This is a genomic window from Streptomyces flaveolus (assembly GCF_000716535.1).
GTDB lineage: Bacteria > Actinomycetota > Actinomycetes > Streptomycetales > Streptomycetaceae > Streptomyces > Streptomyces flaveolus_A.
The window spans coordinates 57463-82631 of sequence record NZ_JNWV01000034.1 but is presented as its reverse complement, the minus strand read 5'-3'; the positions used below and the strand labels follow the sequence as shown (position 1 = coordinate 82631).

Genomic DNA, 25169 nt, shown 5'->3' with positions numbered 1-25169 from the left:
CAGGCGCCCTCAACGGGAGGGGGTTTCCGTGGCAGGGTGGAGCGGGCAAGCCTCAGGGGGCTGACACAGGAGGGGGAGTCCGTGACCGTCGTCTGGATCAACGGCGCGTTCGGTGCGGGGAAGACCACCACGGCAGGCGAACTGATCGAACTGATCCCGAACAGCACGCTCTTCGACCCCGAGGTCATCGGCGGGGCGCTCACGCACCTGCTGCCGCCCAAGCGTCTCGCGGAGGCCGGCGACTTCCAGGACCTGCCGATCTGGCGCCGGCTGGTGGTCGACACCGCCGCCGCGATGCTCGCCGAGCTGGGCGGCACCCTCGTGGTGCCCATGACCCTGCTCCGCCAGGAGTACCGGGACGAGATCTTCGGCGGTCTCGCCGCCCGCCGGATCGCCGTGCACCATGTGCTGCTCGCCCCGGCCGAAACGATCCTGCGCGAGCGAATAGCCGGGCGGGAGACGCCACCCGACATGCCCGACGGGGAGATACGCACGCGGCAGTGGTCGTACGACCACATCGAGCCCTACCGCGCCGCCCTCGCCTCCTGGCTCACCGCAGACGCCCACCCGGTCGACACCAGCGACCTCACCCCGTACGAGACCGCCGTCCGCATCGCCGACGCCGTCGGCAGCGGGGCCGTACCCGCCTGCGACATCGTCCAGACCCCCGAGCCGACCGCCGAGACGCTCGCCGCCGGTGTGCTGCTCTTCGACGAGCACGACCGGGTGCTGCTGGTCGACCCCACCTACAAGCCCGGCTGGGAGTTCCCCGGTGGCGTGGTGGAGCGGGGCGAGGCGCCGGCCCGCGCCGGGATGCGCGAGGTCGCCGAGGAGACCGGGATACACCTGCGCGAGGTGCCCCGGCTGCTCGTCGTGGACTGGGAGCGGCCCGCCCCACCCGGGTTCGGCGGGCTGCGGCTGCTCTTCGACGGGGGCCGGCTGGAGTCCGGGGAGGCGTCCCGGGTGTTGTTGCCCGGTCCGGAGTTGCGCGCGTGGCGGTTCGTCACGGAGCAGGAGGCCGCCGTGATGCTGCCGCCGGTTCGCTATGAGCGACTGCGCTGGGCGCTGCGGGCTCGGGAGCGGGGCAGTGCGCTTTATCTGGAGGCGGGGGTGCCGGTCGGCTGACCGGGCGCTGCGACGATCGAGTGGAGCGCGGCGGTGGCGTCGCTGAGGAGCGGGTCGCCGTGGCCGAAGCAGGCGACCTCGGCACCGAGGTCGTCGGGGAGGAGTCCCGGGTTCGCTACGGAGCAGGAGGCCGCCGTGATGCTGCCGCCGGTTCGCTATGAGCGACTGCGCTGGGCGCTGCGGGCTCGGGAGCGGGGCAGTGCGCTCTATCTGGAGGCGGGGGTGCCGGTCGGCTGACCGGGCGCTCCGGCGATCGAGTGGAGCGCGGCGGTGGCGCCGCTGAGGAGCGGGTCGCCGTGGCCGAAGCAGGCGACCTCCGCACCGAGGTCCGCCAGGCGCCGGACAGAGGCGAGCAGTTGGGTCCGGTCCAGGTTGAACACACCGGGGATCGGCGTCCCGTCCGGTGCCGCCGCCACCGTGTCGCCGGTGAAGAGCACGCCGTGCGCGGGCAGGAACAGGGCGATGCTGCCGTCCGTGTGCCCGGGGACGTGCACCACCCGCGCCCCGCCGCCGAAGCCGAGTACGTCTCCGTCCGCCACTTCGGTGACGGACGACGGGGGCGTCGGCGGACCCTCGGGCAGGTGCCGGGCCGCCTCCGCGTGGATCGGCAGTTCCCGCTCCTCGAACCGCGGCGGCGGGCCCGGCAGTTCACCCCGCACGAACGGCGCGTCCAGAGGGTGCGCCAGCACCTCGGCCCCGCTCAGCGCGGCGAACTCGCCCGCCGCGCCCACGTGGTCCCCGTGGAAGTGGGTGAGCACGACGCGTCGTACGTCCCGGGGAGCGTGTCCCAGCGCGGTCACCGCGTCGGCGATCGGCCGGCCGAAGCCGGCCGGACCCGCGTCGATCAGGGTCGACTCCCCGTCGTCGTGCCAGAGATAGGCCTGGCCGACCGGGAAACGCAACAGGTGCAGCCGGGGCAGCAGTTCGATGACGTCCATGCGCCGACCGTAGGGAGGGCCCCCGTCCGGGGGCGAGGGCCCTCTGCCCTGGGCAGAACGGTTCAGCTCGCCGCGTAGTTGCGCAGGAACAGCGCCTCGGCGACCGACAGCCGCTCCAGCTCCTCGGGGGACACGCTCTCGTTGACCGCGTGGATCTGCGCCTCCGGCTCGCTCAGCCCGATGAGCAGGATCTCCGCGTTCGGGTAGAGGCCGGCGAGCGTGTTGCACAGCGGGATGGAGCCGCCCTGGCCCGCAAGCTGCATGGTCTCGCCCGGGTAGGCCACCGCCATCGCGTCGGCCATCGCCTGGTAGGCGGGGCTGGAGGTGTCGGCGCGGAACGGCTGGCCCTGGCCGATCTGCTCGGTGCTGACCCGGGCGCCCCACGGGGTGTGCGCCTCGATGTGCGCCTGGAGCAGCTTGGTGGCCTCCGCCGCGTCGACGCCCGGCGGCACCCGCAGGCTGATCAGAGCGCGGGCGCTCGACTGCACCGACGGGGTGGCGCCCACGACCGGCGGGCAGTCGATGCCGAGGACGGTGACCGCCGGGCGGGCCCAGATGCGGTCGGCGACCGAGCCGTCACCGATCAGCCCGACGCCGTCGAGCACCTTGGCGTCCGTGCGGAACTGCTCCTCGGCGTACTCCAGGCCGTCCCACCGGGCCGTGGCGTCCAGGCCGTCGACCGTGGTCGAGCCGTCCTCGGCGCGCAGCGAGTCCAGCACCCGGATCAGCGCGGCCAGCGCGTCCGGGGCGGCGCCGCCGAACTGGCCCGAGTGCAGGTTGCCGGCCAGGGTGTCGATCCGCACCCGGAGCATGGTCATACCGCGCAGCGTGGTGGTCACCGTCGGCAGGCCCACCCGGAAGTTGCCCGCGTCGCCGATGACGATGGTGTCCGCCGCCAGCAGCTCCGGGTGCTGCTCGGCGTACCGCTCCAGGCCGCCCGTGCCCTGCTCCTCCGAGCCCTCGACGATCATCTTCACGTGCACCGGGACGCCGCCGTTCGCCTTCAGGGCGCGCAGCGCGAGCAGGTGCATGATGAAGCCGCCCTTGCAGTCGGCGGTCCCGCGGCCGTACCAGCGGCCGTCGCGCTCGGTCAGCTCGAACGGCGGGGTCGCCCAGCCCGCCTCGTCCAGCGGGGGCTGCACGTCGTAGTGCGCGTAAAGAAGAACCGTTTTGGCACCCTCCGGGCCCGCCAGGTGGCCGTACACGGACCGCGTGCCGTCCGGGGTGTCCAGCAGGGCCACGTCCGTGAAGCCCTCCGCGCGCAGCGCGTCGGCTATCCAGTCGGCGGCGGCGTCGCTCTCGCTCTTGGGGAACTGCGCGAAGTCCGCCACCGACTTGAAGGCGACCAGTTCGGTCAGCTCCGCCTTCGCCCGGGGCAGCAGCGAGGCGACGGTCTCGGCGACCGGATTCGACGGCATGGGCACGCTCCTCGTAGGTGCGACGTTGTAGGGGGTGGGATCGATCCTCCCACAGCGGCCTGCGCGGACGGCCGCCGTAGGATGCGACAGGACACTCGGCAACGGCTTGATCGGAGCGGTAGACCATCGTGAGCGGCGAGAACTCTTCGGCGGACGACGTGCAGCGGGTCTGGGACGTCGTCGTGGTGGGCGCGGGCCCCGCGGGCGCCTCGGCCGCCTACGCGGCGGCGGTCGCGGGACGGCGCGTGCTGTTGCTGGAGAAGGCCGAGTTGCCCCGCTACAAGACGTGCGGCGGCGGGATCATCGGCCCCTCGCGCGACGCGCTGCCGCCCGGCTTCGAGCTGCCCTTCCGGGACCGGGTGCACGCGGTCACCTTCTCGAACAACGGCCGCTTCACCCGCACCCGCCGTTCCAAGCAGATGCTGTTCGGGCTGATCAACCGCCCCGAGTTCGACCAGCAACTGGTCGAGCACGCCCAGAAGGCGGGCGCCGAGCTGCGTACGGGCGTCACCGTGCAGCGGGTCGAGCAGCACGGCTCGGCGGTTCCGGACCGGCGCACGGTCGCCGTCGTCCTGCAGGGCGGGGAGACGGTGCTGGCCCGCGCGGTCGTCGGCGCCGACGGCAGCGCCAGCCGGATAGGAGCCCACGTCGGTGTGAAGCTCGACCAGGTCGACCTCGGCCTGGAGGCGGAGATCCCGGTGCCGGAGACGGTCGCCGAGGACTGGAAGGGCCGGGTCCTCATCGACTGGGGCCCGATGCCGGGCAGTTACGGCTGGGTCTTCCCGAAGGGCGACACGCTGACGGTCGGCGTGATCTCCGCGCGCGGTGAGGGCGCCGCCACCAAGCGGTACTTGGAGGACTTCATCGCCCGGCTGGGCCTCGCCGGCTTCGAGCCCGCCATCTCCTCCGGGCATCTGACCCGCTGCCGCGCCGACGACTCGCCGCTGTCCCGGGGCCGGGTGCTGGTCTGCGGGGACGCGGCCGGCCTGCTGGAGCCGTGGACCCGCGAGGGCATCTCCTTCGCGCTGCGCTCGGGCCGGCTGGCGGGGGAGTGGGCGGTCCGGATCGCCGAGGCGCACGACGCGGTCGACACCCGCCGCCAGGCCCTGAACTACGCGTTCGCGATCAAGGCGGGGCTCGGCGTCGAGATGAGCGTCGGCAAGCGGATGCTCGCGGTGTTCGAGAAGCGCCCCGGCCTCTTCCACGCGGCCCTCACCGGGTTCCGCCCGGCCTGGCGGGCGTTCCGGGACATCACCCAGGGCTCGACCTCGCTGGGCGAGCTGGTCCGCTCCCACCCGATCGCCCAGCGCGCACTGGCCGCGTTCGACCGGGGCCAGGCGGCCCCGGCGGAGGAGCCCGTCAGTCCGTGACGGTGACGCGGAAGACCGGGTGGTCGGGGGCGATGCGGCGCAGCTCCGCGTCCGGGGAGTCGGGGCCGACGCCGTTGAAGAACAACCCGACCTCCGCCTTCCAGCGCTTGAGGTAGGCCCGCAGCAGCGGGACCTTGTCGTCGTCGGCGACCTCGGTCGCGGTGAAGACGTCCACGTTCTTGCCGAGCCGCAGTTCGCCGCCGCCGGCCGCGCGCATGTTCCGGGTCCACTGGACGTGACCGCGCGGCGCGACCAGGTACTGCTGCCCGTCCACCGTCAGCAGGTTGACCGGCGTGGTGCGCCACTGCCCGCTCTTGCGGCCGCGCACCGCGAGGACGCGGGAGCCCCAGATGCTGATGCCGCGCCGGGTGAGCCAGGACACGGCCCGGTTGAAGACGTTGACGGTGAACCAGCCCGGCTTGACGACGTGTGTCGACATGGTGACCCCCACGGTTTGAGAGAGCGGTGCTCTCGTTCGACTCCAGTGTGGGGGAAACAGGCGCTCCAGAGCAAGAGCAGTGCTCTCTTTTTTGTCTGGCGCTCTTTCCTGTGTGCACCGATCTCGTCTGTGTGCACCGCTCTCCCGCGTGGCAGACTGCTGCCATGACCACCGCACAGGGTGCCCGCGCACGGGCCAGGCAGGAAGTCACGGCGGCCATCAAGGAGGCGGCGCGCAGACAGCTCGCGGCGGAGGGCGCGGCCAAGCTCTCCCTGCGGGCCGTGGCCCGCGAGCTGGGCATGGTCTCGTCGGCCCTGTACCGCTACTTCCCCAGCCGGGACGACCTGCTGACCGCCCTGATCATCGACGCCTACGACTCCGTCGGCGAGGCGGCCGAGCGGGCCCGGGACGCCGCGGCCGACGCCCCGCCGCCGGACCGCTGGGTCGCCGTGTGCGCGGCGGTGCGCGACTGGGCGCTGACCCATCCGCACGAGTACGCGCTGATCTACGGCTCGCCCGTGCCCGGCTACTCCGCCCCCGAGACCACCGTCCCGGCCGCGGCCCGCGTCGGCATGGTCTTCATCGGCATCGTGCGGGACGCCCACGAGGGGCCGGGCCTCTCCGCGCTCTCCCTCCCCGCCGAGCTGCGCCCCGAGGGCGCGCGCATGGTCGCCGACTTCGCCGCCGACCTGCCGCCGGAGGCCGCGGTGGCGCTGGTGGCGGCCTGGGCCGAGCTGTTCGGGCTGATCGGCTTCGAACTGTTCGGCCAGTTCCACCGGGTGGTGGAGGACCGGGAGACGTTCTTCCGCCACGCGGCCGGCCGACTCGCGGAGGGGGTGGGGCTCGGGCGGGGATGAGTGCGGTGTTGCCCCCTTCGGGGTGGTTTGGCGGCGAATCTCCTGCTGGGCGGGCCACGGCTGTGGCTTAACTGAGCACGAGGGTGCTCTCTGAGCCGTTCACACAGAAGGTTCCATGCGTTCTCTGCTCGTCGCGGCAGCGGCATTCGCTCTGATCACGGCAAGCGCGAGTGCCGGCGCGGCCGAGACGGCCCACGAAAGCGCGGCCTGGAAGTGCGCGCGGGACGTGTGCCTCCGGGTGAGCAAGACCCCTGGGCACAGGGACGCCCACGGATGCAATCACAAGGTCTGCATCAACGTCGTCGGCAACGCGTCCGGCTACACGACGAGCGGCTACTACAGCGGTTCCAACCGGTTCTACGGCCACATCAACGTGTGGGGCCCCGGCATGCGGGTGGAAGGCAAGGACAGCGCCTATCCCGGCGTCGCGGGGAAGGGGCGGGGGACCGGGCAGACCTGCGCCGAGGGCTGGGAGCTGGACAACGGCAGGTACAGCTCCGTGGGGCTGCCCTGCGAGGACGTCACCTGACGCCCGGGGAGCACCACCGGTCGGGGCCGAGCCGGTGCGCGCGCCGACGCGGGCGCCCGGCCGACGGCCCGGTGCCGGCCGGGCGTCCGGCTCGCCCCGACGCCGCTGTCCGGGACGCGGAGTCCCGCCCGGCGGCACCCCCGCGAGCCGCTTCAGCCCCGGTGCCCTGAGCCGCGTACTCCCCCGGGAGTACCTGTGATCACCTCGCCCGGCTGACGTCGTCCCGGCGGGTCGGCGTCTAGCGTGGCCCGCATGGACGAGCAGCACGGCGGCGGTCCGTCGCACTGGTGGCGGTACGGGCCGCCGGGGTGGAACCGCACCGACGACACCGAGGCGCACCGCGCCCGCCCGCCGTGGCGTTCCACCGTGCTGATCACCGCGTTCGTGCTGGTCGGCAGCAACTTCGCCGCGCACGGCCAGCCGGACCGGGTGCAGCTCGACGGCTACGCGCGCGTGCTGCTGCTCGTCGCCTCGGCCCTGTTGCTGTGGCGGCACCGCCACCCGGTGGCCGTGGCGTTCGGCACGGCCACCGCGGCCCTGGCCTATCTGGCCCTCGGCTATCCGTACGGACCGGTGTTCCTCACCGTGGCGGTCGGCTGTTTCGGCGCGGTCGTCGCCGGGCACCGGCGGGCGGCCTGGGCGGCCGTCGCGCTGCTGTGGGCGGGACACGTCCTGGTCGCGCTCTGGCTGTACCGATGGCTCCCGCCCGCGGGGGACCGTGGCGCGGGCATCGGCCAGGAGATCGTCGTCGCCACCTGGGTGCTGGCCGTCGTCGCCCTCGCCGAGCTGGCCCGGGTCCGGCGCGAACAGTGGGCACGGGAACGCGCGGACCGCGCGGAGGCGGCGCGGCGGCGCGCGGACGAGGAGCGGCTGCGCATCGCCCGCGAGCTGCACGACGTCCTCGCGCACAGCATCTCCGTCATCAACGTCCAGGCGAGCATGGGACTCGCGCTGCTGGACAGCGACCCCGAGCAGGCGCGGGCCGCGCTCACCACCATCAAGTCCGCCAGCAAGGAGGCGCTCGGCGAGGTGCGCCAGGTCCTCGGCACCCTGCGCGCCCCGGGTGCCGCGCCGCGCGCCCCCGCGCCCGGTCTGGACCGGCTGCCGGAACTGGTGGAACAGGCCGCGGCGGCCGGCCTGACCGTCGAGACCGAGGGCGAGCCACCCAGGTTGCCGCCCGGCGCCGACCTGGCCGCCTTCCGCATCGTGCAGGAGGCCCTCACCAACGTCGTACGCCACTCCGGTTCACGGCACGCCCGCGTGCGCTTCGCGTACGCCGACGGCGTTCTGCGGCTGCGGATCGACGACGACGGACCGGCGACCGGCGCGGACGCCGGGGGCGGTGGGAACGGGCTGGCCGGCATGCGGGAGCGGGCCGCCGCGCTGGGTGGCACCATCGAGGCGGGCCCGCGCCCCGACGGCGGCTTCCGGGTGCTCGCCGTCCTGCCGTCGCACCTCAGGGAGGACCAGTGATCCGGGTACTGCTCGCCGACGACCAGTCGCTCGTGCGCGCCGGTTTCCGGGCGCTGCTCGACGCGCAGCCGGACATCGAGGTGGCCGGCGAGGCGGCCGACGGCGAGGAGGCGCTGCGCCGGGTACGGGAACTGCGGCCGGACGTCGTCCTCATGGACATCCGCATGCCGCTGCTGGACGGCCTGGCCGCGACCCGGCGCATCACCTCCGACGGGGAGCTGGCGGACGTGAAGGTGGTCATGCTCACCACCTTCGAACTGGACGAGTACGTCTTCGAAGCGATCCGCGCGGGCGCCTCCGGCTTCCTGGTGAAGGACACCGAGCCGGAGGAACTCCTGCGCGCGGTACGGGCGGTGGTCGAGGGAGACGCACTGCTGTCGCCGGGTGTGACGCGCCGGCTGATCGCCGAGTTCGCGGCGCGGTCGAAGCAACCCGCGGCGGCGGACGCGCTCTCCCGGCTCACCGAGCGGGAGCGGGAGGTGATGGCTCTGGTGGGCATCGGCCTGTCCAACGAGGAGATCGCCCGCAGGCTGGTGGTCAGCCCGCTCACGGCCAAGACGCACGTGAGCCGGACCATGGTGAAGCTGGGCGCCCGGGACCGCGCCCAACTCGTCGTGCTCGCCTACGAGTCGGGGTTGGTGCGGCCCGGCTGGCTGGGCTGAGCCGTCCGCCGGAAGCGCACCAGCACGCTGACCACCCGGGCCACGAACACGACCGGCGCGACCGTCATGCCGAGCCGCAGCAGGACCTTCGACGGCAGGTCGGGCAGGTCGAAGAGGAGCGCGGGCCCGGCCACGGCCCCGAACAGCACCGCCGCCGCGAACGCGGCGCTGACGAGCGCGTAGCCGGTCTCGACCGTCGCCGCGTCCTGCTCCGCCTTGGTGCGGCGGCCCCCGTGTCCGTGCATCGCGTCAGTTTCACAGGCGTGCGCCCGGCGGGGCAACCGATCCCCGCCGGGCGCACGCGTGGAGGCGTCCCCCTCTTCCCTAGTCGCGGACCGGTACGCGGTCCGCGTCCGCCGCCGTCACGGCGTCCGCCTCCGTCACGACGGACCTGGCGACCACGACCGACTGTCCCCGGCGGGGTCGGCGCAGCCCGCTGAGCGACAGCAGCAGCCCCACGACGGCGATGACCGCGACCACGACCAGACCGGGCCGGTAGCTGTCCAGGACGGCCTGCGGGGTGGACTTCGCGGGAGCGTGCGCGGTCACCACCGCGGTCACGACGGCCAGGAAGAGTGCGCCGCCCACCTGCACCGAGGTGTTCAGCAGACCGGAGACCATGCCCTGCTCGTGCTCGTCCACGCCGTTGGTGGCCTGGACGTTGAGGGACGGGAAGGTCAGCGCGAAGCCCGAGCCGACCAGCAGCATGGTCGGCAGGATCACCGCCGCGTAGACCGGGTGCAGGTCGACGCGCAGGAACAGCACGTACCCGACCGCGAGCAGGACGAAGCCGAGCACGATCAGCCGCGCGGTGCCGAACCGGTCGATGACGGCCCCGACCTTGGTCGCGGAGAGCGCCACCAGCGCACCCGCCGGCAGGAACGCCAGCGCCGTGTGCAGGGCCGACCAGCCCAGCACCTGCTGCATGTAGAGCGTGACCAGGAACTGGAACCCCGTGTAGCTGCCGACGAACGTCAACGCGCCCAGCTGGGCCCGGACCTGCGGCCCGGAGCGCAGCACCCCGAGCCGGACCAGCGGGCTCGGGCTGCGCCGCTCGACGAGCACGAAGGCGACCAGCATGACGGCGACGGCGGCGAAGGACAGCAGCGTCCGGGCCGAGGCCCAGCCGGCCTCGGGCGCCTGGACGACGGTGAACACCAGCAGCAGCATCGAGGCCGTGCCGAGGACGGCACCCGGGACGTCGTAGCCACCGTGGTCGCGTTCGCGCTCGCTGCGCGGCAACAGCCTCATGCCCACGAGCAGGGCGAGCAGGGCCACGGGGGCGGGCAGCAGCATGGTGAACCGCCAGCTCGCCTCGGTGAGCAGCCCGGAGAAGACGAGGCCCATGGAGTAGCCGGCGGCGGCGCAGGTGGTGTAGATCGACAGGGCCCGGTTGCGCAGCGGGCCCTCCGGGAACGTCGTGGTGATGATCGACAGGCCCGCCGGCGCGGTGAAGGCGGCGGACAGGCCCTTGATGAAGCGGCTGGCGATCAGCAGCGGCCCGGAGTCCACGAGTCCGCCGAGCAGCGAGGCCAGTGCGAAGACGCCGAGCGCCACCAGGAACACCTGGCGCCGGCCGAGCAGGTCGGCGGTCCGGCCGCCGAGGAGGAGCAGGCCGCCGTAGCCCAGGATGTAGCCGCTGACGACCCATTGCAGCGTCGACGTGGAGAGGCCGAGGTCCGAACCGATGGACGGCAGCGCGACGCCGACCATCGACACGTCCAGTGCGTCCAGGAACATCGCGGCGCACAGCACCAGCAGGGTGCCCCACAGTCTGGGTGTCCAGCGGACCGCCGGGGACGGGGCCGCGGAGGTGGTGAGCGGAGAGGTCATGCCGCAGACAATTACATGCACGTGCATGCGATGCAAGTGCATTTAATGACGGTGCAATAAATGCGTTCCTCTGCTACGGTGCGCTCATGGCGGCGAAGAAGCAGCCCGAACAGGCGCTCGTGGAGCAGTGGCGGGACATCCTGGCCCTGCATGCCCGCACCCAGTGCGAAGTGGACCGGGCGCTGCACGGGCACGGACTGTGCGCGAGTGACTTCGAGGTTCTCGACCTGCTGGCCGAGGGCTCGGCGGCGGACGGCGGCTGCGCCTACCGGGTGCAGGAGATCTCCGACCGGGTGCACCTCAGCCAGAGCGCGCTGTCCCGGCTCATCGGCCGCCTGGAGAAGGACGGCCTGGTCGAGCGGGCCATGTGTCCCGAGGACCGGCGCGGGGTGCGGGTGGCCCTCACGGCGAAGGGACGCGCACTGCACGGCGAGGTACGGCCGGTGCAGCGCGCGGTGCTGGCGAGGATGCTGGCCGACGCGGACTGACGGGTTCCCGTACCGGCCGGTGCCGGGAAGGACCGTCAGGGTCGTCGGACCCCGGACCGCCGGTGCCCGGGACGGGCCGTCGGCGGCCGGTGGTCGTCAGATCCGGGACCGCTCCCGCCACAGGGCCGCGAGCGACGGGTCGCCGGTCACGTGCGGCACCGCCGTCCGGTTCCACAGCGCCAGGTACAACTGATCGGCCGGCCCGGTCAGTTCGGCCTCGGCCGGGCCCTCTTCCGCCCGCACGGTCACCGGCGGCTCGGCACTGAGCCGTACGGTCCACACCGCGTCCGGCCCCGCGTCCACGGCGCGCACCCGGAGCGTGCGCGGTTCCTCGGTCCGCACGCGGCTGCGGGGACGGGCGTGGAAGCCGCGCAGCAGTTCGTCGATGCCGTCCGCCGCGAAGTCCGGCGCGATCGGGGACGGCGTACCGCCGCGCGCCGCCTCGGCGTCGTAGCGGTGCACGGTCGTCTCGTGCGCCTGCCGCCGGGTCCAGAAGGCCAGCGGCGAGGGGTTGGGCGCGGGATGGAAGGTCCAGCACTCCAAGTCGGCGGGCGCGGCGGCCAGCGTCTCCACCAGCAGACGGTGACCGTCCCGGTACCAGGCCACCAGCTCGGCGCCGTCCAGCACCGGTGCCTCGCCGAGGGGGCGGGGCGCGGTGTGCCCTTCGGCGATCAAGGCGGTGGCCCACCGGTGCACCGTGCCGGTGTGCCGTACCAGGTCCCGCACCTGCCACTCCGGGCACGTAGGCACCTTGGCTTCGGCCCCCGCCGCGGCGGCGGCCGCCGCGAGCGACCGACCCTCACGGTCCAGGATCTCAAGGAACTCGGCAGTCTCCATGGGCTGAGTGTGCCGGATGGAGCGGGCTCCAGCGGGCGCGCGGGCACGACGCGAGTCCTCGGCCGAGGGGACGGACCAGGACGAAGCACGGCGACCGTCCGCCCCCGTCGACGGACGCACGGGCAGACGTCTGCCGACAGACCCGGGGACAGCGGCGAGTCGGCTGCCGCACGGGCCGGAACGCCGGGCGCGGCCCCGGGTCCACGCGGAGTCGCTCACCAGGCGGGGGTGGCCGGCTCAGGCCCTGCCCTGGCGGGAGTAGGCCGCCGACGAGGGGTACGCGCAGGCCGTCCGTTCCCTCGCCGTCGCCCACCGGGACCGCCGGGACTTCACGGAGGCCGAGCGGTGGTACCGCACCGCCGCCGACCGGACGGCGGCTGCGCGTTCGGGCCGACGACCCTGGTGGCGGAGGCGGGCGAGGAGCGGTACGCGCGCGGTGCCGAGCCGGGCACTGTCGAGTGCCCCACCGACGGGCCGTGACGCGGGCCGGGCGCGGAGAGCGGGACGAGGCGCCGACACGGCTCGGCGGGGCGCCGGCACGGCTCGGCGGGGCGGCGGAGAACGGCGACCGCACCGCCACCCAGGCCCGCCACGGCATCCAGACCATCCGGCGCGACCTGGAGATGAACATCGCGGAGATCGCCGACCGCGACCCCGGCAGTACGGCGATCACGCTGCACGAGATCCGCGAGGCGCTCCAGCGGGTCGGTCACGAGCACTGACGCCACGGACACGGGGTCGGGCGGCGGCCGTCACCGCCGGGCTCAGTCCGCGAGGGCGCCCATGGGGTCCCAGGCGGGCAGGACGATCGGCGGCTGGTCGAGGGCGGCGGCCAGCTCCGGCGGCAGTGCGGAGCGACGCACGGCGATCTCGAAGACGTGCTCGCCGAACCACGAGTCGTTCATGGTCCAGAAGCCCTTGTCGGCCTTCTCCTCACCCCAGCTGTTCTCCACCCGCCAGCGGCGCGGGCTCCCGTCCACCACGTCGACGCCGGTGAACAGCATCGCGTGGGTCATCTGCGTGTCGTGGTGCAGCAGCCGGTCGGCCTTGTCCAGGGTGAACGGGGCGTCGTAGACGGCCGCGTAGTCGAAGAGCGCGGCGTCCCAGACGCCGACGTCCGCACGCATCATCTTGGCCACGTCGCAGCCGAACCACACCGGCTCGCCGCCGACGATCGCCTCCATGGCCAGCCGCTTCAGCAGCTCCATCGGCGCGTTGAGATAGACCACCGGCGGGGCGTCCACGACATTGCCCAGGTACTCGACGGTGAACGTGCGGCCGACCGGGCTCGACTCCCGAGGGTCGTGCACCAGGCAGACGTACTCGTCCAGCGGGAGCTGGACGTACGAGGCGGCGAACTCGGCCGGGGTGAGCCAGCCGTCGCGGTGGAACTCCTTGTCCTTGTCCTCCCACTGCCACAGGAACCGCCGCGGAGGCGTGCCGAGGTGGATGCCGAGCACCCGGTGGACGGCGGCCAGCACCTCCCGCTTGTGCCCCCGCTGGGCCTCGACCCCCTCGGCGGCCAGCCGGCGCAGGTCGCGGGCGCCCTGGCGCAGCAGGGTCTCCAGGGTCCGGTTCATCGCCCGGGTCGAGGAGGAGCTGTCGGTCTCCGGCATGGCCGACTTGGGGACCAGGCCGTGCTTGGCGACCAGGGCGACGAACATGTTCCACTGGCCGCCGTCACCGATCGGATCCGCCAGCAGGTGTGCCACCGTGCGGTCGTCCACGTCCCGGTCCGACGTCTCGATGACGGCCTCCAGGAAGTGGTTCGCCCGCTCGAACTTGTCCCACCAGAGCAGGTAGTTCTGGGAGAACTCGAAGTCCTTCACGCCCAGCTTCCGTGCGGCGCCGACCCGGAGCAGGTTGAGCCCGGCGAACATCCAGCAACGCCCGCTCTGCTTCTGGTTGGTGGCCTTCCAGTCGTCCAGGTGGTGGGAGACCGAGTGGTCGATGCCGGTGAGGATCCGCCGGTCGAGGGCGACATCGTCCACGGGCGTCTGGGTGACCGCGTTCTGCATCAGCCGGTTCACCGGGCGCGCGGCGAACTCCTTCTCGAACAGCTCGTGCAGATCCGGGGTCAGACTGCGCTCCATGGCCTGGCGGGAGTCATCGTTTCCGAAGGTCACAGCGGTCTGCCTCCAGTTCCCAGGGACGGTGAGGGGAGCGCGACCTCACCGTCGCACGGCGGCTCCGCCGGAGTCAACGGAGTGTCGAAGCCCAGTCACCCGAGGCGCAGGCCTGTTCGACGGGTGGATTTCTGTGCGTGTTCCTGAACAGGGCGGGGATACAGGTCGGTTAATGCTCGCTCACGAGCTGGTTGCGGGCGGGTGAGCGCGCCATGATGGGCCCATGACGTTGGCCTCGCGCGCGCTCGCGCAACTGGCGACCTGGTCGGACCTGAGACAGGCCGTCCCGAGCTGCGGTCTGGGACAGGCCGTGCGGTCGGCCCAGGGGGAGATCGCGCACTTCCACTCCGAGCGGGATGTCGACCTGCGGCTCACCGACCGGGCCGTCCGGCGGTTCGCCAAGGACCTCAGGGACTCGGACGCCATCAGGGTCGTGCCCGGCTCACAGTGGCTGACCCTGCGCCTGGACGCCGCGAGCGACGTCGACCTGCTGCTGACGCTGGTCAGCGTGGCGCTCCAGGCCCAGCAGATGTGGCCCGACCCGGCGGACCGAGCGGTCGCGGGCTGCAACGACCAGCGCGGCGCGGGGTTCGTGAAGGCCGACCTCGGCGGTCTGTGAGGCGCGGCCGGAGCCGTGGGCCGGCCTGGCCGGGGCCGCCTCACACCGTCAGGACCCGGACGCCCGCCTCCTCGAACCGCCGTACCGTCCCCTCTTCCGCCGCCGTGTCCGTCACCAGCGTGTCCACCAGCTCCGTCCCGCAGATCCGGGCGAACGCCCGGCGGCCCAGTTTGCTGGAGTCGGCGGCGACCACCACCCGCTCGGCGCGCTCGCACAGCAGCCGGTTGATCGCGGCCTCCGCCTCGTCGTGCGCCGCCGCCCCGTGCGACACGTCGAAGCCGACCACGCCGATCACCGCCACGTCCAGCGTGATCTGGCCCAACACCCCGTCCGCGAGCGGGCCGATGAGCTCGTACGACTGCGCACGCGCCACCCCGCCCGTCACCACGATCTTGAACTGGGGGCGCACGGCGAGCTCGTTGGCGATGTTGAGCGCGTTGGTGACCACGGTGAGCGCCGGTGAGCCGGTGGCGAGGTCACCGCGTACGGCCAGCGCGCGGGCCACCTCCGTGGTGGTCGTGCCACCGGTCAGCCCCACCGCCTCGCCCGGAGCGAGGAGTTCGGCCACCGCCTTGGCGATGCGCTGTTTCTCCGGGGCGCGCCGGGCCGTCTTGTAGCGCAGCGGGAGTTCGTACGACACCCCGTGGACCACGGCTCCGCCCCGGGTGCGGACCAGCATCTGCTGTTCGGCGAGCTGGTCGAAGTCCCGGCGGATGGTCGCCGCCGACACCGCCAGCTCGGCCGCCGCCTCCTCGACCTCCAGCCGGCCGCGCTCGACGAGCAGTTCCAGCAGCGCCTTCCAGCGGGCGTCCCGGGACATCCGCCGCCTCCTTCCGTTCGATCTCCCGGCGACCCTAGCGCACCCTCCCTGCGCTCAAATGCTTGATTGTGCTCGAAAGCTCGCTATATCTTGCAGCAACGATCAGCTAGGGGAGGGTCTGGGCATGACACATGTCGAGAACGAGCTGAACAGCCAGCCCGAGTGCTGGACACGGGCTGCCGAGCAGGCGGACCGGCACCGCGGCGCACTGCCTGAGCCGGGGGAGCGGGTCGCCGTCGTCGGGTGCGGGACCTCGTACTTCATGGCCCAGGCCGTGGCCGCCCTGCGCGAGGGCGCCGGACAGGGCGAGACCGACGCGTTCCCCGCCTCCGAGTTCCCGCACGGGCGGTCGTACGACCGGGTCCTCGCCCTCACCCGGTCCGGCACCACCACCGAAGTACTGGAACTGCTGGGCGAGTCGGCCGGGCGGACCCGCACCACCGCCGTCACCGCCGACCCGGACACCCCGGTCGCGTCGGCCGCCGACGACCTCGTCGTGCTGGACTTCGCCGACGAACGCTCCGTCGTCCAGACCCGGTTCGCGACCACCGCGCTCACCCTCCTGCGCGCCCACCTCGGTCTGCACACCGACACCGCGGTCGCCGACGCGCGCACCGCCCTCGCCACTCCCTTGCCCGAAGGACTCGTGGAGTGCACGCAGTTCACCTTCCTCGGGCGCGGCTGGACCGTCGGACTCGCTCACGAGGCCGGGCTGAAGATGCGCGAGGCCTCCCTCTCCTGGACCGAGTCCTACCCGGCGATGGAGTACCGGCACGGCCCGATCAGCGTCACCACCGAGGGGACGGCCACCTGGATGCTCGGCGCGGCCCCCGACGGACTCGCCGAACAGGTCCGCGCCACCGGCGGCCTGTGGATCGGGGGCGGGCTCGACCCGCTCGCCGAACTGGTCCGGGTCCAGCGGCTCGCGGTCGCCGTCGCCGCCGCCCGGGGACTCGACCCCGACCGGCCGCGGCACCTCACCCGCTCGGTGATCCTCGCCCCCTGAACCCGCCGGCCCGTCCCGGAAGGACACCTCACGTGCCCCTCGCGTCCACCGGCGAGCTGATCACCCGGGCCGCCGCCGCCCGCTCCGCCGTCGCCGCGTTCAACGTCATCACCCTGGAACACATCGAGGCCGTCATCGCCGGCGCCGAGTCCGCCGGCGCGCCCGTCGTCCTCCAAGTCAGCGAGAACGCCGTCAAGTTCCGCTACGGACGGCTGCTGCCCCTGGCCCGCGCCGCCGTCGCCGCCGCCGAACGTGCCGCCGTGCCCGTCGCCTTGCACCTGGACCACGTGCAGAGCGACGACCTGCTGCGCCAGGCGCCCGGCGCCGGGTTCAGCTCGGTGATGTACGACGCGGCCCGCCTCCCGTACACCGGCAACCTGGCCGCGACCCGGGCCGCCGTCGACTGGGCGCACGCCCAAGGCCTCTGGATCGAGGCCGAGTTGGGGCAGATCGGGGGCAAGGACGGCCGGCCGCCGCTGGACGCGCACGCGCCCGGCGCCCGCACCGATCCCGGCCGGGCGCGGGACTTCGTCGCCGGTACCGGCGTGGACGCCCTGGCCGTCGCCATCGGCAGCTCGCACGCCATGACCACCCGCACCGCCGTCCTCGACCTCGGCCTGCTGGGGCGGCTGTCCGCCGCCCTCACCGTGCCGCTCGTCCTGCACGGCTCCTCCGGGGTGCCGGACGACGGACTGGTCGCGGCGGTCGGCGGCGGCATCGCCAAGGTCAACGTCGGAACCGCTCTCAACAGCGCCATGACCGGGGCCATCCGCGCATTCCTCGCGGCCCACCCGGAGGCCGTCGACTCCCGGAAGTACCTGAGTGTGGGCCGGGAGGCGATGGCCGGGGAGGTGCGCCGGATCATCGGGGTCCTGTCCCGCACACCCGCCTGATCGCCCGACCGGCGCGGCCCGTGCCGGTCAGCCCTTCGCGACCGCCTTCACCACCACTCAGCGCTTCTCGTCCGCCACAAGAGCCACACACCCCGTCCCGACCGCCTCCAGCACCCTTCAGCCCTTCTTGACCGCCCTCAGCACCACGAACTTCGGGTCGGACGCCACCAGCTCACTGTTCCCGAACAGCCGCCTCAGCTTCACGTGATACCCCAGGTGCCGGTTCCCGATCACCCACAGCTCACCCTCCGGCCGCAGCGAGCGCAGCGCCCCCGTGAACATCCGCCACGCCACCGCGTCCGTGGTCGCCTGGTGGGAGTGGAACGGCGGGTTGTTCAGGACCAGGTCCACGCTGCCGGGCGCCACCCCGGCCAGCCCGTCCCCGACCCGGAACTCGGCGTGCCCCGGCACCCCGTTCGCCTTGTACGTCGCCTCCGCCGAGGCCACCGCCTGGTACGACTCGTCCACGAACAGCACCTCGGCCGCCGGATCGGCCAGCGCCACCGCCGTACCGACCACGCCGTTGCCGCAGCCGAGGTCCACCACGCGCCCGGCACCCGGGCCGGGCAGGTGCTGGAGGAAGAACCGGGTGCCGACGTCCAGGCGCTCGGCGCAGAAGACGCCCGCGTGGTTCACGACCGTCCGCCCCGACACCGCGCCGACCCCGTCCGGCAGGGCGTAGCTGTACGGCCACGGGTTGGCGGGCCGCTCCAGCGCCGGGTCCGGGGTGCAGAAGATCAGCCGGGCCTTCTGCCGGGCCAGGGAGGTCCGGGTCGGGCCGAGGATCCGCTCGAACAGCTTGAGCGTGGAGGTGTGGATCTCCTTCACCATCCCGGTGCCGACCACGACCGTGTCCGCGTGCACGGCCGGCGCCAGCCGCAGCAACTGGTCCTCCAGCAGCGCCAGGCTCTTCGGCACCCGCACCAGCAGCACGTCCACCCGCTCCGGCGGCGGGTCCTGCGTGGTGAGCAGCCGTACGGCACCGGGCTCCACACCCGCCCGCGCCAGGTTCGCCCGGGTCGCCTCCTGACCGAGGAAGGAGTCGGTGATCTGCGTCGGCCGGTGCTCCGCCAGCGCGGTCACCAGCGCGCCCCAGCGGTCCCCGACCACCACGACCGTGCCCGTGAGCGGCACCTTCTCCTCTGCGAGGTGGCGCAGCAGGTACGCGTCGGAGGCGTCCCAGGCGCGCAGCCGGTCGCGGGGGTCCTCGGGGAAGCGGGTCAGCTCGACCTCGCCCCACGGTGTCGTCATACGGTCGCTCATCGTGCGTCCAGGCTAGCGGAGCCGCAGATCAGAGGGCGTGCGGCAGGATGGGGGCATGGAGGACGAGCTGTTCCCGCGGGAGCGTGCGGAGGTCGCGCCGGGCGCCGTGCACGTCGTGGACTGGCTGGACGCCGAGCGGCAGCGCGCCCTGCTCGCCGCATGCCGGGACTGGGCCCGGCCCCCCGCCGGGCTGCGCACCGTCCGCACGCCGGGCGGCGGCACGATGACCGCCCGCCAGGTGTCACTGGGCTGGCACTGGTACCCGTACGCCTACGCCCGCACCGTCGTCGACGGCGACGGCAGCCCCGTGAAGCCGTTCCCGGACTGGCTCGACGCGCTGGGCCGCCGCGCGGTGGCCGACGCGCTCGGTCCCGACGCCGTACCGGACGTGCCGTACGACATCGCGCTGATCAACTTCTACGACGGCGACGCCCGCATGGGCATGCACCGCGACGGCGACGAGAAGGCCGACGCGCCGGTGGTCTCGCTGAGCCTCGGCGACACCTGCGTGTTCCGCTTCGGCAACGCCGAGACGCGCACGAAACCGTACACCGACGTGGAGCTGCGCAGCGGCGACCTGTTCGTCTTCGGAGGCCCGTCCCGGTTCGCCTACCACGGCGTGCCGCGCGTCCGGCCTGGCACCGCCCCGGCCTGGCTCGGCCTCACCGGACGGCTCAACATCACCCTGCGGGTGAGCGGCCTGTAGCCGGCGGCGCAGGCCACCCCGGGTGCGGATCATGGGAGACTCGCCCTCATGAGCGGCAAGGCGGATCCCCGGGCAGCGGGGGAGAGGACCACGTCAAGGGCGCGGCTGGACCGCGGGCGCGGGGCGCTCGGGCCGGCGCTGGAGCTGGTGCACACCGGGCGGGCGCCGACCCGTGCCGTGCTCACCGCCGAACTCGGCGTCACCCGGGCGACGGCCGGCGCGGTCGCCGCCGAGCTGGAGGCGCTGGGGCTGATCCGCGTGGACGCCAGGCCCGGTTCGGCGGCCGGCTCCCAGGGGCGGCCGTCGCACCGGCTGGAGGTGGCCGAGGACGGTCCGGTCGCGCTCGCGGCCCAGATCCACGCCGACGGCTTCCGGGCCGCGCTGGTCGGCCTCGGCGGCCGCATCGTGGCGACCGCCCCCGGCTGCGAGACCGTCGACGCCGACCCCGCGAAGGTGCTCGGTTCCGTGGTCGAGGCGGGCGCGGAGCTGCTGCGCAGCACCGGGCGGCGCTGTGTCGGCGCCGGTCTCGCCGTGCCCTCCGCCGTCGCCGAACCGGCCGGCCTCGCCCTCAACCCCCTGCACCTGGCCTGGCCCGCGGGCGCCCCGGTCCGGGAGATCTTCGCGGAGCGCGTGCGCGCCGCCGGTATCGGCGGACCCGCGTTCGCGGGCAACGACGTCAACCTCGCCGCGCTCGCCGAACACCGGCACGGCGCCGGCCGGGGCGCGCGGGACCTGCTGTGCGTGGCCACCGGGCACCGGGGCGTCGGCGGCGCGCTCGTCCTGGACGGCCGTCTGCACACGGGCAGTTCGGGTCTCGCGCTGGAGGTCGGCCATCTCACGGTCAACCCGGAGGGCCGCCCCTGCCACTGCGGCAGCCGGGGCTGCCTGGACGTCGAGGCGGACCCGCTGGCCCTGCTCGTGGAGGCGGGCCGGGAGCCCGGCCCCGAGGTGTCGCTGGTCCAGCAGGCAGGTGACCTGCTGCGCACCCAGTACGACGACCCGGCCGTCCGCAGGGCCGCCGAGGTCCTCATCGACCGTCTCGGCCTCGGCCTGGCCGGCCTGGTCAACATCCTCAACCCGGACCGGATCATCCTGGGCGGTCTGCACCGCACCCTGCTGGACGCGGACCCCGGCCGGCTGCGCGCGGTGGTCGCCGAACGCAGTCTGTGGGGCCAGAGCGGGGGCGTCCCCATCCTGCCGTGCACCCTGGACCACAACAGCCTGGTCGGCGCGGCGGAACTGGCCTGGCAACCGGTGCTGGACGACCCACTGGAGGCGCTGGCCGGGAGCGACTAGTCGGCGGTGACGCCAACCGTTCGGCGGGAGAGAGGGCCACCGGATCGGGTCACGGCCCGGTCAGGTCCAGGCGGACCCGAACGCCCGCCCCGGGTGCTCCCCGAGGATGCGGTCCACCAGGTCCGCGCCCACCGCCTCCGCCAGCCGCTGCCGTACCCGGCGCAGCAGGTACGGCATCCCGGGCCCGCCGTCGACCGAGCGGGCCCCGGCGGTGACCGTGTCACCGCCGAGGAGCAGCCGGTCCCCGAACCCCGCCTCCGCCAGGGCCCGTACCGCCTCCGGCATGCGCCAGTCGGTGGCGTGGTGGGCGCGGGACGGGCCGTCGAAGGCCAGCCAGCAGCCCGACGCGGCGGCCTGACGGTGCGTCACCGGGTCGGGGGAGCGGTTCAGATGCCCCAGGATCAGCCGCTCACCCGGCACGCCCAACTCCCCGCACAGCAGGTCCAGTACGTCCAGGGCTCCGGTGCCCAGCTCCAGGTGGACGGCGACGGGGGCGCCGGTGGCGTGGTGCGCCTCGGCCGCCGCCGTCATGGTCCGGCGGGCATGCGCGTCGAGTCCGTGGAAACCGCCCGCCACCTTGATGAAGCCGGCCCGCACACCGGTCGTGCCGATGCCCTCGGTGAGTTCGGAGACGAACAGGTCGGCGAGCCGCCCGCCGCGCAGCCGGGCGAGCGACGCGGGGTCGTAGTGCGCCGCTTGGTGCAGTCCGGTGGCGCAGACGATCCGCACCCCGGTCACGCGGGACAACTCCGGCAGGTCCGCGGCCCGCCGTCCCATGCCGTACGGCGTCCACTGCACGACGGCCGCTCCGCCCGCCGCGCGGAAGGCCGCCAGCTCCGACCGCGCGGCGCAGAGGTCGTCCAGTTCCTGCCCCGGCAACCGCGGGCTGCGCAGGAAGAGGTGGTCGTGCGCGTCGCACACGCCCAGCTCGTCGGGCCGGATGTCACCGAGGACCGTACGGACGCGGGTCACCACTGCCGTCCGCGCGGGAGCCGGTCCCGGCCGGGTGCGGACAGGTGCAGCACCTCGAAGACGTCCCCGTCGGCCTTGGGCGCCTCGTGCTCCCACAGCGAGAAGTGCACCAACTCCCAGGCGTGGGTGTCCACGGCCGCCGCGGCGAGCACCGCGCCGTCCTCCGCCGCCAGCCTCTCCGTCTCGGCCGCCGCGTCCGCCATGAAGGACGCCAACCGCACGCCCTCCGGCACCGGTTGGCGCCGCCGCACGGCGAACGCCGGCGCTGCCGCTGCCGCGGTGCCCTCCTCGAAGGCCAGGCCGGTCCACTGCCGGATCGCGGGCCGCCCGAAATCGTCGACGGGCCCCTGGAAGGCTCCGCCCCACAGGAAGCTGTTCATGCCCTCCATGGTGTTCCAGAGGTAGAAGGGGCCGTACTGGTTCACCGGCGAACCGTTCACACCGCTTTCGCGCATCACGTACGTCTTGATGCCGAGGCCGTCCCAGTCGTCCAGCAGGTGCCCGACGCGGGCGACCCGGGAGCGGATGACCCCCATGTCGTAGTCGGCGGGCAGGGTGAACTCGTACTGCATGGCGTGCATCTCGGAATTCTCTTCTCAGGTGGGGGAGTCGGCCGCTTCTCAGGCGGGATGGTCGGTCACGCGCGCGTGCCACTCGTCCGGCTCGGTCCATCCCGTGCCGCCCGCGCGGATCTCCGTGAAGTTCTCCGCAGGACCCCGCCGGATGCCGGGACGCCGTCCGGTGATGGGCACGTGACTCAGTTCTCCGGTCCGGGAGCCGGAGGTGCCAGCAGGGAGAGCAGACCGCGCACGCCCGCGTCGAAGGCGGCCGGCGATCCGGACGCGCGGGCGAGGACGTAGCCGCCCTGCACGGTCGCGACGACGGCCGCGGCGATCTCCGCGCCGTCCAGCCCGGGCGCGAACTGGCCCTGCCGCTTGCCCTCTTCGACGATCCCGGCGATCCGCTCACGGATGGCGGCGATCGTCTCGTCGACCGGTGCGCGCAGTTCCTCGCTCGCGATCACGTCCGGGTCCATGGTCAGCCGGCCGACCGGACAGCCCCGCAGTACGTCACGCTCGCGCAGCAGGTACGCCTCGATGCGCTCGTACGGGGTGCCCGGCCCGCCGAACACGGCCTCGGCGGTGGCGCGCAGTTCGTCGGCGGTGCGCCGGATGGCCGCCAGGGCGAGGTCCGGCTTGCCCTTGAAGTGGTGGTACATGCTGCCCTGGCCGGCCCCGGCGCGCTCCAGGATCGCCTTGGGGCTGGTGCCCACGTACCCACGCTCCCACAGCAACTCGCGGGTGGACTCGATCAGTCGTTCCGAGGTGCTCATGCGCTCACTGTACATACTAGTAGTTACAGTTTGCCACCCGCTCCGGGAGCAGCCCGGCGGCACGGCCGTACTCCCCGCGAGGTACGCGCACTGCCGCCGGCCGCACGACGACCCGCACCCCTCGCCGGAGGGAGCCTCGGGACATCACCCGAAGACCCGGACCGACGAGGGAGAGACCCGAGATGCAGACTCTGGCGCACTGGGACGGCGGCGGACCCGGCCCGTGGATCCTGTTCGTCCCGCTGATCTGGGCGGTCGTCGTGACCGGCGCCGTCACCGTTCTGCGCCGCGGCGCCCGGCGCGGGCGCGGCGGCCCCTGGCGGCCGGTGGACGCGGGGCGCCCGGCGGGTGACTCGCCGCTCGCGGTCCTCGGCCGCCGCTTCGCCTCCGGCGAGATCGACGAGGACGAGTACTGGCGGCGCCTGTCCGTCCTGGAGGAGCACTTCGGCCGCACCGGCAAGGGCGGCGCGGCATGACCACGACGACCGCGGTGCGAGCCGCGGCCCGTGTCGCCGACGCGGTGAAGGTGTACGGCTCCGGCAAGTCCACCCTGATGCACCGCGCGGCCGGCCTCGACACGCTCACGTCCGGTGCCGCCTGCATCGGCGTCACCGAACTCGACACCCTGGTGGACCTCGTCGGGCTCCGCGACGGGCTGCACCACTGCCCCACGGAACCCGGCCCGCCCGGGCCCCGCACGCCGGCCGCCTGGTCGCCGTCACCCTCAGGCACGGGGTGAGCGCCGACGCGGGCCGGGCCGCGGTGCGGCGGTGGCCGTGCGGTACGGCGATCCCGAGGCGCAGGCCCGCGACGAGTACGCGCGGTCCCCGGCGGGCGGCATCGACATGACGCTCACCCTCGTCTACGCGCTGCTCGCATCACGGTCGTCATCGCGCTGCTCGGCATCGCCAACACCTTGACGCCGGCCGCTGCTCCGGGCCGTCGGCCGGACCCTGGCCCAGCTACGGGCCATGGTCCGCTGGGAGTCGTCCTGGTCGCCGCCTTCGGCACGGCGGGTGGCTCGGTCTCGGCACCTTCCTCGGCCGGGTGGTGGTGAAGGCGTCCGACGGCACGAGCGACACCGCCTTCGCCTTCGCCCTCGCGCACCTCCGGGCGGCCCGCACGAACGTGTTGCGGGCCATCGGGGCTGGAGTGAGGACCGCCGGAGTTCCCGGCGGGGACGGTTCCTCGGCAACGCGGCCGTCGCCCGGTCCACGGCGGCCCCCAGGCCCGCACGCCTTCGGCCGACCGGGGGTACCGCGCCCGTGAGCGAGTCCCGCGCCCCCGTCAGGAAGGCACGGCCGACCGGGCGGGTGCTGGTGTCTCGGCCGGAGCGGGGGCGGACCCCCCAGCGGGTGGGGGTGCCGCGACCGGTGCCGCGGCCGTGGCCGGAACAGGTGCCGTGGCGGTGGCGGGAACGGGTGCCGTGCTTGCGGCGGGTGCGGTACGGCGGAGGGGCGGGGGAGCGGGACTCGTGAGGGACGCGGCATTCGCCGGTACGGGGGCCGTCGGGGCCATGGCCGGCCCCGCGGAACCGGTTGCCCCCGCCGGGAGAGCCGCCTCCGCCGGAGCTGCCGCCCTCGTGGGGACGGCCGCCCTCGGCGCGGCCGGCGTCGGCGTGCCCCGTACCGCCCCGCGCAGCGAGCCCGACGGATGGCTGCGGGCGGTGGCCGGGGCAGGCAGGGTGAACCAGACGACCTTGCCGTTCTCGCCGTCCGGGCGGGCGCCCCAGCTCTCGCTCACCGCGGCCACCATGGCCAGGCCCCGCCCACAGGTGGCCAGCGGGGTGGCGCCCGTCGCCTCCGTGGCGTCGGCCGGCACCGGAAGACGCGGATCGTGGTCGCGCACCGACACCGTGAGCCGGTCCGTCAGCAGCTCCAGCTCGACGGTGCACGACTTGTCGGGCCTGGCGTGCCGGTGGACGTTGCTCAGCAGCTCCGTCACACCGAGCGCGGCCCGGTCTATCAACGGGTCCATATGCCAGTAGCGCAACTGCGCAGATACGATTCTGCGGACCTGGCCGATCCGCGACGGCAGGGCTTGGAGCTCCACCGTGCAGTGCCTGCTTGGGTGACTGATCACGGCTGCGACTCCCCGATGTGAGGTCCGGAGGAACCGGAAGAACACGGAGAACAACGGATCCAGCAGGGTGCTTGCGTCCAAACG

The 25169-nt window shown here is 73.7% G+C and carries 28 protein-coding genes and 4 pseudogenes; 18 read left to right on the top strand and 14 right to left on the bottom strand.

The features are described from left to right. The first annotated feature begins 81 nt into the window (after positions 1 to 81). Positions 82 to 1125, top strand: a complete 1044-nt coding sequence (locus OO52_RS32960) for an NUDIX hydrolase (RefSeq protein WP_030652036.1) — start codon at positions 82 to 84, stop codon at positions 1123 to 1125. Between the two features lie 111 nt (positions 1126 to 1236). Continuing rightward, a pseudogene (locus tag OO52_RS53155) lies at positions 1237 to 1362 on the top strand (ATP/GTP-binding protein); the annotation flags it as partial. On the opposite strand, the gene OO52_RS32955 reads toward OO52_RS53155, so the two are convergent. Further along, positions 1332 to 2063 carry an MBL fold metallo-hydrolase gene (locus OO52_RS32955; protein WP_030652033.1) on the bottom strand — a complete coding sequence of 244 codons (732 nt, stop codon included), beginning with the start codon at positions 2061 to 2063 and terminating at the stop codon, positions 1332 to 1334. The pseudogene OO52_RS53155 and the gene OO52_RS32955 sit on opposite strands and share 31 nt — an antisense overlap. A gap of 62 nt (positions 2064 to 2125) precedes the next feature. Continuing rightward, positions 2126 to 3481, bottom strand: coding sequence for a dipeptidase (locus tag OO52_RS32950; RefSeq protein WP_030652030.1), 1356 nt, complete (start codon positions 3479 to 3481; stop codon positions 2126 to 2128). Positions 3482 to 3609: 128 nt separating this feature from the next. Between OO52_RS32950 and OO52_RS32945 the strand changes: the two genes are divergently transcribed. Next, on the top strand, positions 3610 to 4851 hold the full coding sequence (locus tag OO52_RS32945; protein WP_030652026.1) for a geranylgeranyl reductase family protein: 1242 nt from the start codon (positions 3610 to 3612) through the stop codon (positions 4849 to 4851). Here OO52_RS32945 and OO52_RS32940 read toward each other — a convergent pair. Then, positions 4841 to 5290 (bottom strand): nitroreductase family deazaflavin-dependent oxidoreductase, encoded by a 450-nt coding sequence (locus tag OO52_RS32940; protein WP_030652023.1) that lies wholly within the window; start codon positions 5288 to 5290, stop codon positions 4841 to 4843. The two genes, OO52_RS32945 and OO52_RS32940, sit on opposite strands and share 11 nt — an antisense overlap. Before the next feature lie 164 nt (positions 5291 to 5454). Between OO52_RS32940 and OO52_RS32935 the strand changes: the two genes are divergently transcribed. From OO52_RS32935 to OO52_RS32920, 4 genes are all read left to right on the top strand, one after another. Continuing rightward, positions 5455 to 6147 carry a TetR/AcrR family transcriptional regulator gene (locus OO52_RS32935; RefSeq protein ID WP_030652020.1) on the top strand — a complete coding sequence of 231 codons (693 nt, stop codon included), beginning with the start codon at positions 5455 to 5457 and terminating at the stop codon, positions 6145 to 6147. 115 nt (positions 6148 to 6262) lie between these two features. Continuing rightward, on the top strand, positions 6263 to 6676 hold the full coding sequence (locus OO52_RS32930) for a hypothetical protein (RefSeq protein WP_030652017.1): 414 nt from the start codon (positions 6263 to 6265) through the stop codon (positions 6674 to 6676). Positions 6677 to 6928: 252 nt separating this feature from the next. Further along, complete coding sequence (locus tag OO52_RS32925) at positions 6929 to 8149, top strand: sensor histidine kinase (RefSeq protein WP_030652014.1); 1221 nt, start codon at positions 6929 to 6931, stop codon at positions 8147 to 8149. After that, the gene (locus tag OO52_RS32920; protein WP_030652011.1) at positions 8146 to 8811 is read left to right on the top strand and encodes a response regulator transcription factor; all 666 of its coding nucleotides are present in this window, start codon (positions 8146 to 8148) and stop codon (positions 8809 to 8811) included. The genes OO52_RS32925 and OO52_RS32920 overlap by 4 nt, the downstream gene beginning before the upstream one ends. On the opposite strand, the gene OO52_RS32915 is transcribed toward OO52_RS32920, so the two are convergent. Continuing rightward, positions 8772 to 9056, bottom strand: coding sequence for a DUF6332 family protein (locus OO52_RS32915; RefSeq protein ID WP_030652008.1), 285 nt, complete (start codon positions 9054 to 9056; stop codon positions 8772 to 8774). The genes OO52_RS32920 and OO52_RS32915 overlap by 40 nt on opposite strands. Before the next feature lie 79 nt (positions 9057 to 9135). After that, positions 9136 to 10644, bottom strand: coding sequence for an MFS transporter (locus OO52_RS32910; RefSeq protein WP_030652005.1), 1509 nt, complete (start codon positions 10642 to 10644; stop codon positions 9136 to 9138). An 86-nt stretch (positions 10645 to 10730) separates the two neighbouring features. On the opposite strand from OO52_RS32910, the gene OO52_RS32905 reads away from it, so the two are divergent. Continuing rightward, complete coding sequence (locus OO52_RS32905) at positions 10731 to 11132, top strand: MarR family winged helix-turn-helix transcriptional regulator (RefSeq protein WP_030652002.1); 402 nt, start codon at positions 10731 to 10733, stop codon at positions 11130 to 11132. A gap of 96 nt (positions 11133 to 11228) precedes the next feature. On the opposite strand, the gene OO52_RS32900 is transcribed toward OO52_RS32905, so the two are convergent. Then, a complete protein-coding gene (locus tag OO52_RS32900) occupies positions 11229 to 11969 on the bottom strand; it encodes a maleylpyruvate isomerase family mycothiol-dependent enzyme (protein WP_030651999.1) in 741 nt (246 codons plus the stop codon). Between the two features lie 345 nt (positions 11970 to 12314). Here OO52_RS32900 and OO52_RS54050 point away from each other — a divergent pair, with 345 nt between their 5' ends. Together OO52_RS54050 and OO52_RS32895 are read left to right on the top strand one after the other, a co-directional pair. Beyond that, entirely contained in the window at positions 12315 to 12449 is a 135-nt protein-coding gene (locus OO52_RS54050) for a hypothetical protein (protein ID WP_267885033.1), read from the top strand. Continuing rightward, complete coding sequence (locus OO52_RS32895) at positions 12446 to 12691, top strand: hypothetical protein (RefSeq protein WP_030651998.1); 246 nt, start codon at positions 12446 to 12448, stop codon at positions 12689 to 12691. Before OO52_RS54050 ends, OO52_RS32895 begins: the two co-directional genes overlap by 4 nt. A gap of 42 nt (positions 12692 to 12733) precedes the next feature. On the opposite strand, the gene OO52_RS32890 is transcribed toward OO52_RS32895, so the two are convergent. After that, the gene (locus OO52_RS32890) at positions 12734 to 14095 is read right to left on the bottom strand and encodes an aminopeptidase C (RefSeq protein ID WP_199820024.1); all 1362 of its coding nucleotides are present in this window, start codon (positions 14093 to 14095) and stop codon (positions 12734 to 12736) included. Between the two features lie 223 nt (positions 14096 to 14318). On the opposite strand from OO52_RS32890, the gene OO52_RS32885 reads away from it, so the two are divergent. Next, positions 14319 to 14714 carry a luciferase family protein gene (locus OO52_RS32885; protein WP_158712586.1) on the top strand — a complete coding sequence of 132 codons (396 nt, stop codon included), beginning with the start codon at positions 14319 to 14321 and terminating at the stop codon, positions 14712 to 14714. Positions 14715 to 14754: 40 nt separating this feature from the next. On the opposite strand, the gene OO52_RS32880 is transcribed toward OO52_RS32885, so the two are convergent. After that, on the bottom strand, positions 14755 to 15534 hold the full coding sequence (locus tag OO52_RS32880; RefSeq protein ID WP_030651990.1) for a DeoR/GlpR family DNA-binding transcription regulator: 780 nt from the start codon (positions 15532 to 15534) through the stop codon (positions 14755 to 14757). Positions 15535 to 15658: 124 nt separating this feature from the next. Between OO52_RS32880 and OO52_RS32875 the strand changes: the two genes are divergently transcribed. Beyond that, positions 15659 to 16540, top strand: a complete 882-nt coding sequence (locus tag OO52_RS32875; RefSeq protein WP_030651987.1) for an SIS domain-containing protein — start codon at positions 15659 to 15661, stop codon at positions 16538 to 16540. Positions 16541 to 16572: 32 nt separating this feature from the next. Then, positions 16573 to 17433, top strand: coding sequence for a class II fructose-bisphosphate aldolase (locus OO52_RS32870; RefSeq protein WP_030651984.1), 861 nt, complete (start codon positions 16573 to 16575; stop codon positions 17431 to 17433). A gap of 117 nt (positions 17434 to 17550) precedes the next feature. Here OO52_RS32870 and OO52_RS32865 read toward each other — a convergent pair whose 3' ends face one another. Beyond that, positions 17551 to 18684 (bottom strand): methyltransferase, encoded by a 1134-nt coding sequence (locus OO52_RS32865; protein ID WP_030651981.1) that lies wholly within the window; start codon positions 18682 to 18684, stop codon positions 17551 to 17553. Positions 18685 to 18751: 67 nt separating this feature from the next. On the opposite strand from OO52_RS32865, the gene OO52_RS32860 reads away from it, so the two are divergent. Together OO52_RS32860 and OO52_RS32855 are read left to right on the top strand one after the other, a co-directional pair. Continuing rightward, the gene (locus OO52_RS32860; RefSeq protein WP_030651977.1) at positions 18752 to 19402 is read left to right on the top strand and encodes an alpha-ketoglutarate-dependent dioxygenase AlkB family protein; all 651 of its coding nucleotides are present in this window, start codon (positions 18752 to 18754) and stop codon (positions 19400 to 19402) included. Positions 19403 to 19450: 48 nt separating this feature from the next. Further along, the gene (locus tag OO52_RS32855; RefSeq protein ID WP_030651974.1) at positions 19451 to 20698 is read left to right on the top strand and encodes an ROK family protein; all 1248 of its coding nucleotides are present in this window, start codon (positions 19451 to 19453) and stop codon (positions 20696 to 20698) included. Between the two features lie 60 nt (positions 20699 to 20758). On the opposite strand, the gene OO52_RS32850 is transcribed toward OO52_RS32855, so the two are convergent. Genes OO52_RS32850 through OO52_RS32840 form a run of 4 tightly spaced genes read right to left on the bottom strand, consistent with a single transcriptional unit; the run spans position 20759 to position 23018 of the window. Beyond that, positions 20759 to 21670, bottom strand: coding sequence for a phosphotriesterase family protein (locus OO52_RS32850; RefSeq protein ID WP_030651972.1), 912 nt, complete (start codon positions 21668 to 21670; stop codon positions 20759 to 20761). Continuing rightward, positions 21667 to 22251 carry a DUF4865 family protein gene (locus OO52_RS32845; RefSeq protein WP_030651970.1) on the bottom strand — a complete coding sequence of 195 codons (585 nt, stop codon included), beginning with the start codon at positions 22249 to 22251 and terminating at the stop codon, positions 21667 to 21669. The genes OO52_RS32850 and OO52_RS32845 overlap by 4 nt, the downstream gene beginning before the upstream one ends. Before the next feature lie 39 nt (positions 22252 to 22290). Then, positions 22291 to 22422, bottom strand: coding sequence for a hypothetical protein (locus OO52_RS54045; protein ID WP_267885032.1), 132 nt, complete (start codon positions 22420 to 22422; stop codon positions 22291 to 22293). A gap of 5 nt (positions 22423 to 22427) precedes the next feature. Then, on the bottom strand, positions 22428 to 23018 hold the full coding sequence (locus tag OO52_RS32840; RefSeq protein WP_030651967.1) for a TetR/AcrR family transcriptional regulator: 591 nt from the start codon (positions 23016 to 23018) through the stop codon (positions 22428 to 22430). Between the two features lie 167 nt (positions 23019 to 23185). On the opposite strand from OO52_RS32840, the gene OO52_RS32835 reads away from it, so the two are divergent. From OO52_RS32835 to OO52_RS53145, 3 genes and pseudogenes are all read left to right on the top strand, one after another. Then, a complete protein-coding gene (locus tag OO52_RS32835; RefSeq protein ID WP_030651958.1) occupies positions 23186 to 23479 on the top strand; it encodes an SHOCT domain-containing protein in 294 nt (97 codons plus the stop codon). Beyond that, positions 23476 to 23637: pseudogene (locus OO52_RS54725) on the top strand (ABC transporter ATP-binding protein); the annotation flags it as partial. The gene OO52_RS32835 and the pseudogene OO52_RS54725, both read left to right, overlap by 4 nt. 41 nt (positions 23638 to 23678) lie before the next feature. Beyond that, positions 23679 to 24272 (top strand): annotated as a pseudogene (locus OO52_RS53145) (hypothetical protein); the annotation flags it as partial. A 398-nt stretch (positions 24273 to 24670) separates the two neighbouring features. Here OO52_RS53145 and OO52_RS53140 read toward each other — a convergent pair. Beyond that, positions 24671 to 25085, bottom strand: a pseudogene (locus tag OO52_RS53140) (ATP-binding protein); the annotation flags it as partial. Positions 25086 to 25169: the final 84 nt, after the last annotated feature.

Bases quoted from the DNA above. Each gene is read 5' to 3' on its own strand.
- OO52_RS32900 (WP_030651999.1), bottom strand. From the start codon at position 11,969: ATGGAGACTGCCGAGTTCCTTGAGATCCTGGACCGTGAGGGTCGGTCG.
- OO52_RS32940 (WP_030652023.1), bottom strand. From the start codon at position 5,290: ATGTCGACACACGTCGTCAAGCCGGGCTGGTTCACCGTCAACGTCTTC.
- OO52_RS32885 (WP_158712586.1), top strand. From the start codon at position 14,319: ATGACGTTGGCCTCGCGCGCGCTCGCGCAACTGGCGACCTGGTCGGAC.
- OO52_RS32855 (WP_030651974.1), top strand. From the start codon at position 19,451: ATGAGCGGCAAGGCGGATCCCCGGGCAGCGGGGGAGAGGACCACGTCA.
- OO52_RS32930 (WP_030652017.1), top strand. From the start codon at position 6,263: ATGCGTTCTCTGCTCGTCGCGGCAGCGGCATTCGCTCTGATCACGGCA.
- OO52_RS32905 (WP_030652002.1), top strand. From the start codon at position 10,731: ATGGCGGCGAAGAAGCAGCCCGAACAGGCGCTCGTGGAGCAGTGGCGG.
- OO52_RS32935 (WP_030652020.1), top strand. From the start codon at position 5,455: ATGACCACCGCACAGGGTGCCCGCGCACGGGCCAGGCAGGAAGTCACG.
- OO52_RS32910 (WP_030652005.1), bottom strand. From the start codon at position 10,644: ATGACCTCTCCGCTCACCACCTCCGCGGCCCCGTCCCCGGCGGTCCGC.
- OO52_RS32915 (WP_030652008.1), bottom strand. From the start codon at position 9,056: ATGCACGGACACGGGGGCCGCCGCACCAAGGCGGAGCAGGACGCGGCG.
- OO52_RS32950 (WP_030652030.1), bottom strand. From the start codon at position 3,481: ATGCCGTCGAATCCGGTCGCCGAGACCGTCGCCTCGCTGCTGCCCCGG.
- OO52_RS32925 (WP_030652014.1), top strand. From the start codon at position 6,929: ATGGACGAGCAGCACGGCGGCGGTCCGTCGCACTGGTGGCGGTACGGG.
- OO52_RS32840 (WP_030651967.1), bottom strand. From the start codon at position 23,018: ATGTACAGTGAGCGCATGAGCACCTCGGAACGACTGATCGAGTCCACC.
- OO52_RS32860 (WP_030651977.1), top strand. From the start codon at position 18,752: ATGGAGGACGAGCTGTTCCCGCGGGAGCGTGCGGAGGTCGCGCCGGGC.
- OO52_RS32875 (WP_030651987.1), top strand. From the start codon at position 15,659: ATGACACATGTCGAGAACGAGCTGAACAGCCAGCCCGAGTGCTGGACA.
- OO52_RS32845 (WP_030651970.1), bottom strand. From the start codon at position 22,251: ATGCACGCCATGCAGTACGAGTTCACCCTGCCCGCCGACTACGACATG.
- OO52_RS32865 (WP_030651981.1), bottom strand. From the start codon at position 18,684: ATGACGACACCGTGGGGCGAGGTCGAGCTGACCCGCTTCCCCGAGGAC.
- OO52_RS32955 (WP_030652033.1), bottom strand. From the start codon at position 2,063: ATGGACGTCATCGAACTGCTGCCCCGGCTGCACCTGTTGCGTTTCCCG.
- OO52_RS32835 (WP_030651958.1), top strand. From the start codon at position 23,186: ATGCAGACTCTGGCGCACTGGGACGGCGGCGGACCCGGCCCGTGGATC.
- OO52_RS32880 (WP_030651990.1), bottom strand. From the start codon at position 15,534: ATGTCCCGGGACGCCCGCTGGAAGGCGCTGCTGGAACTGCTCGTCGAG.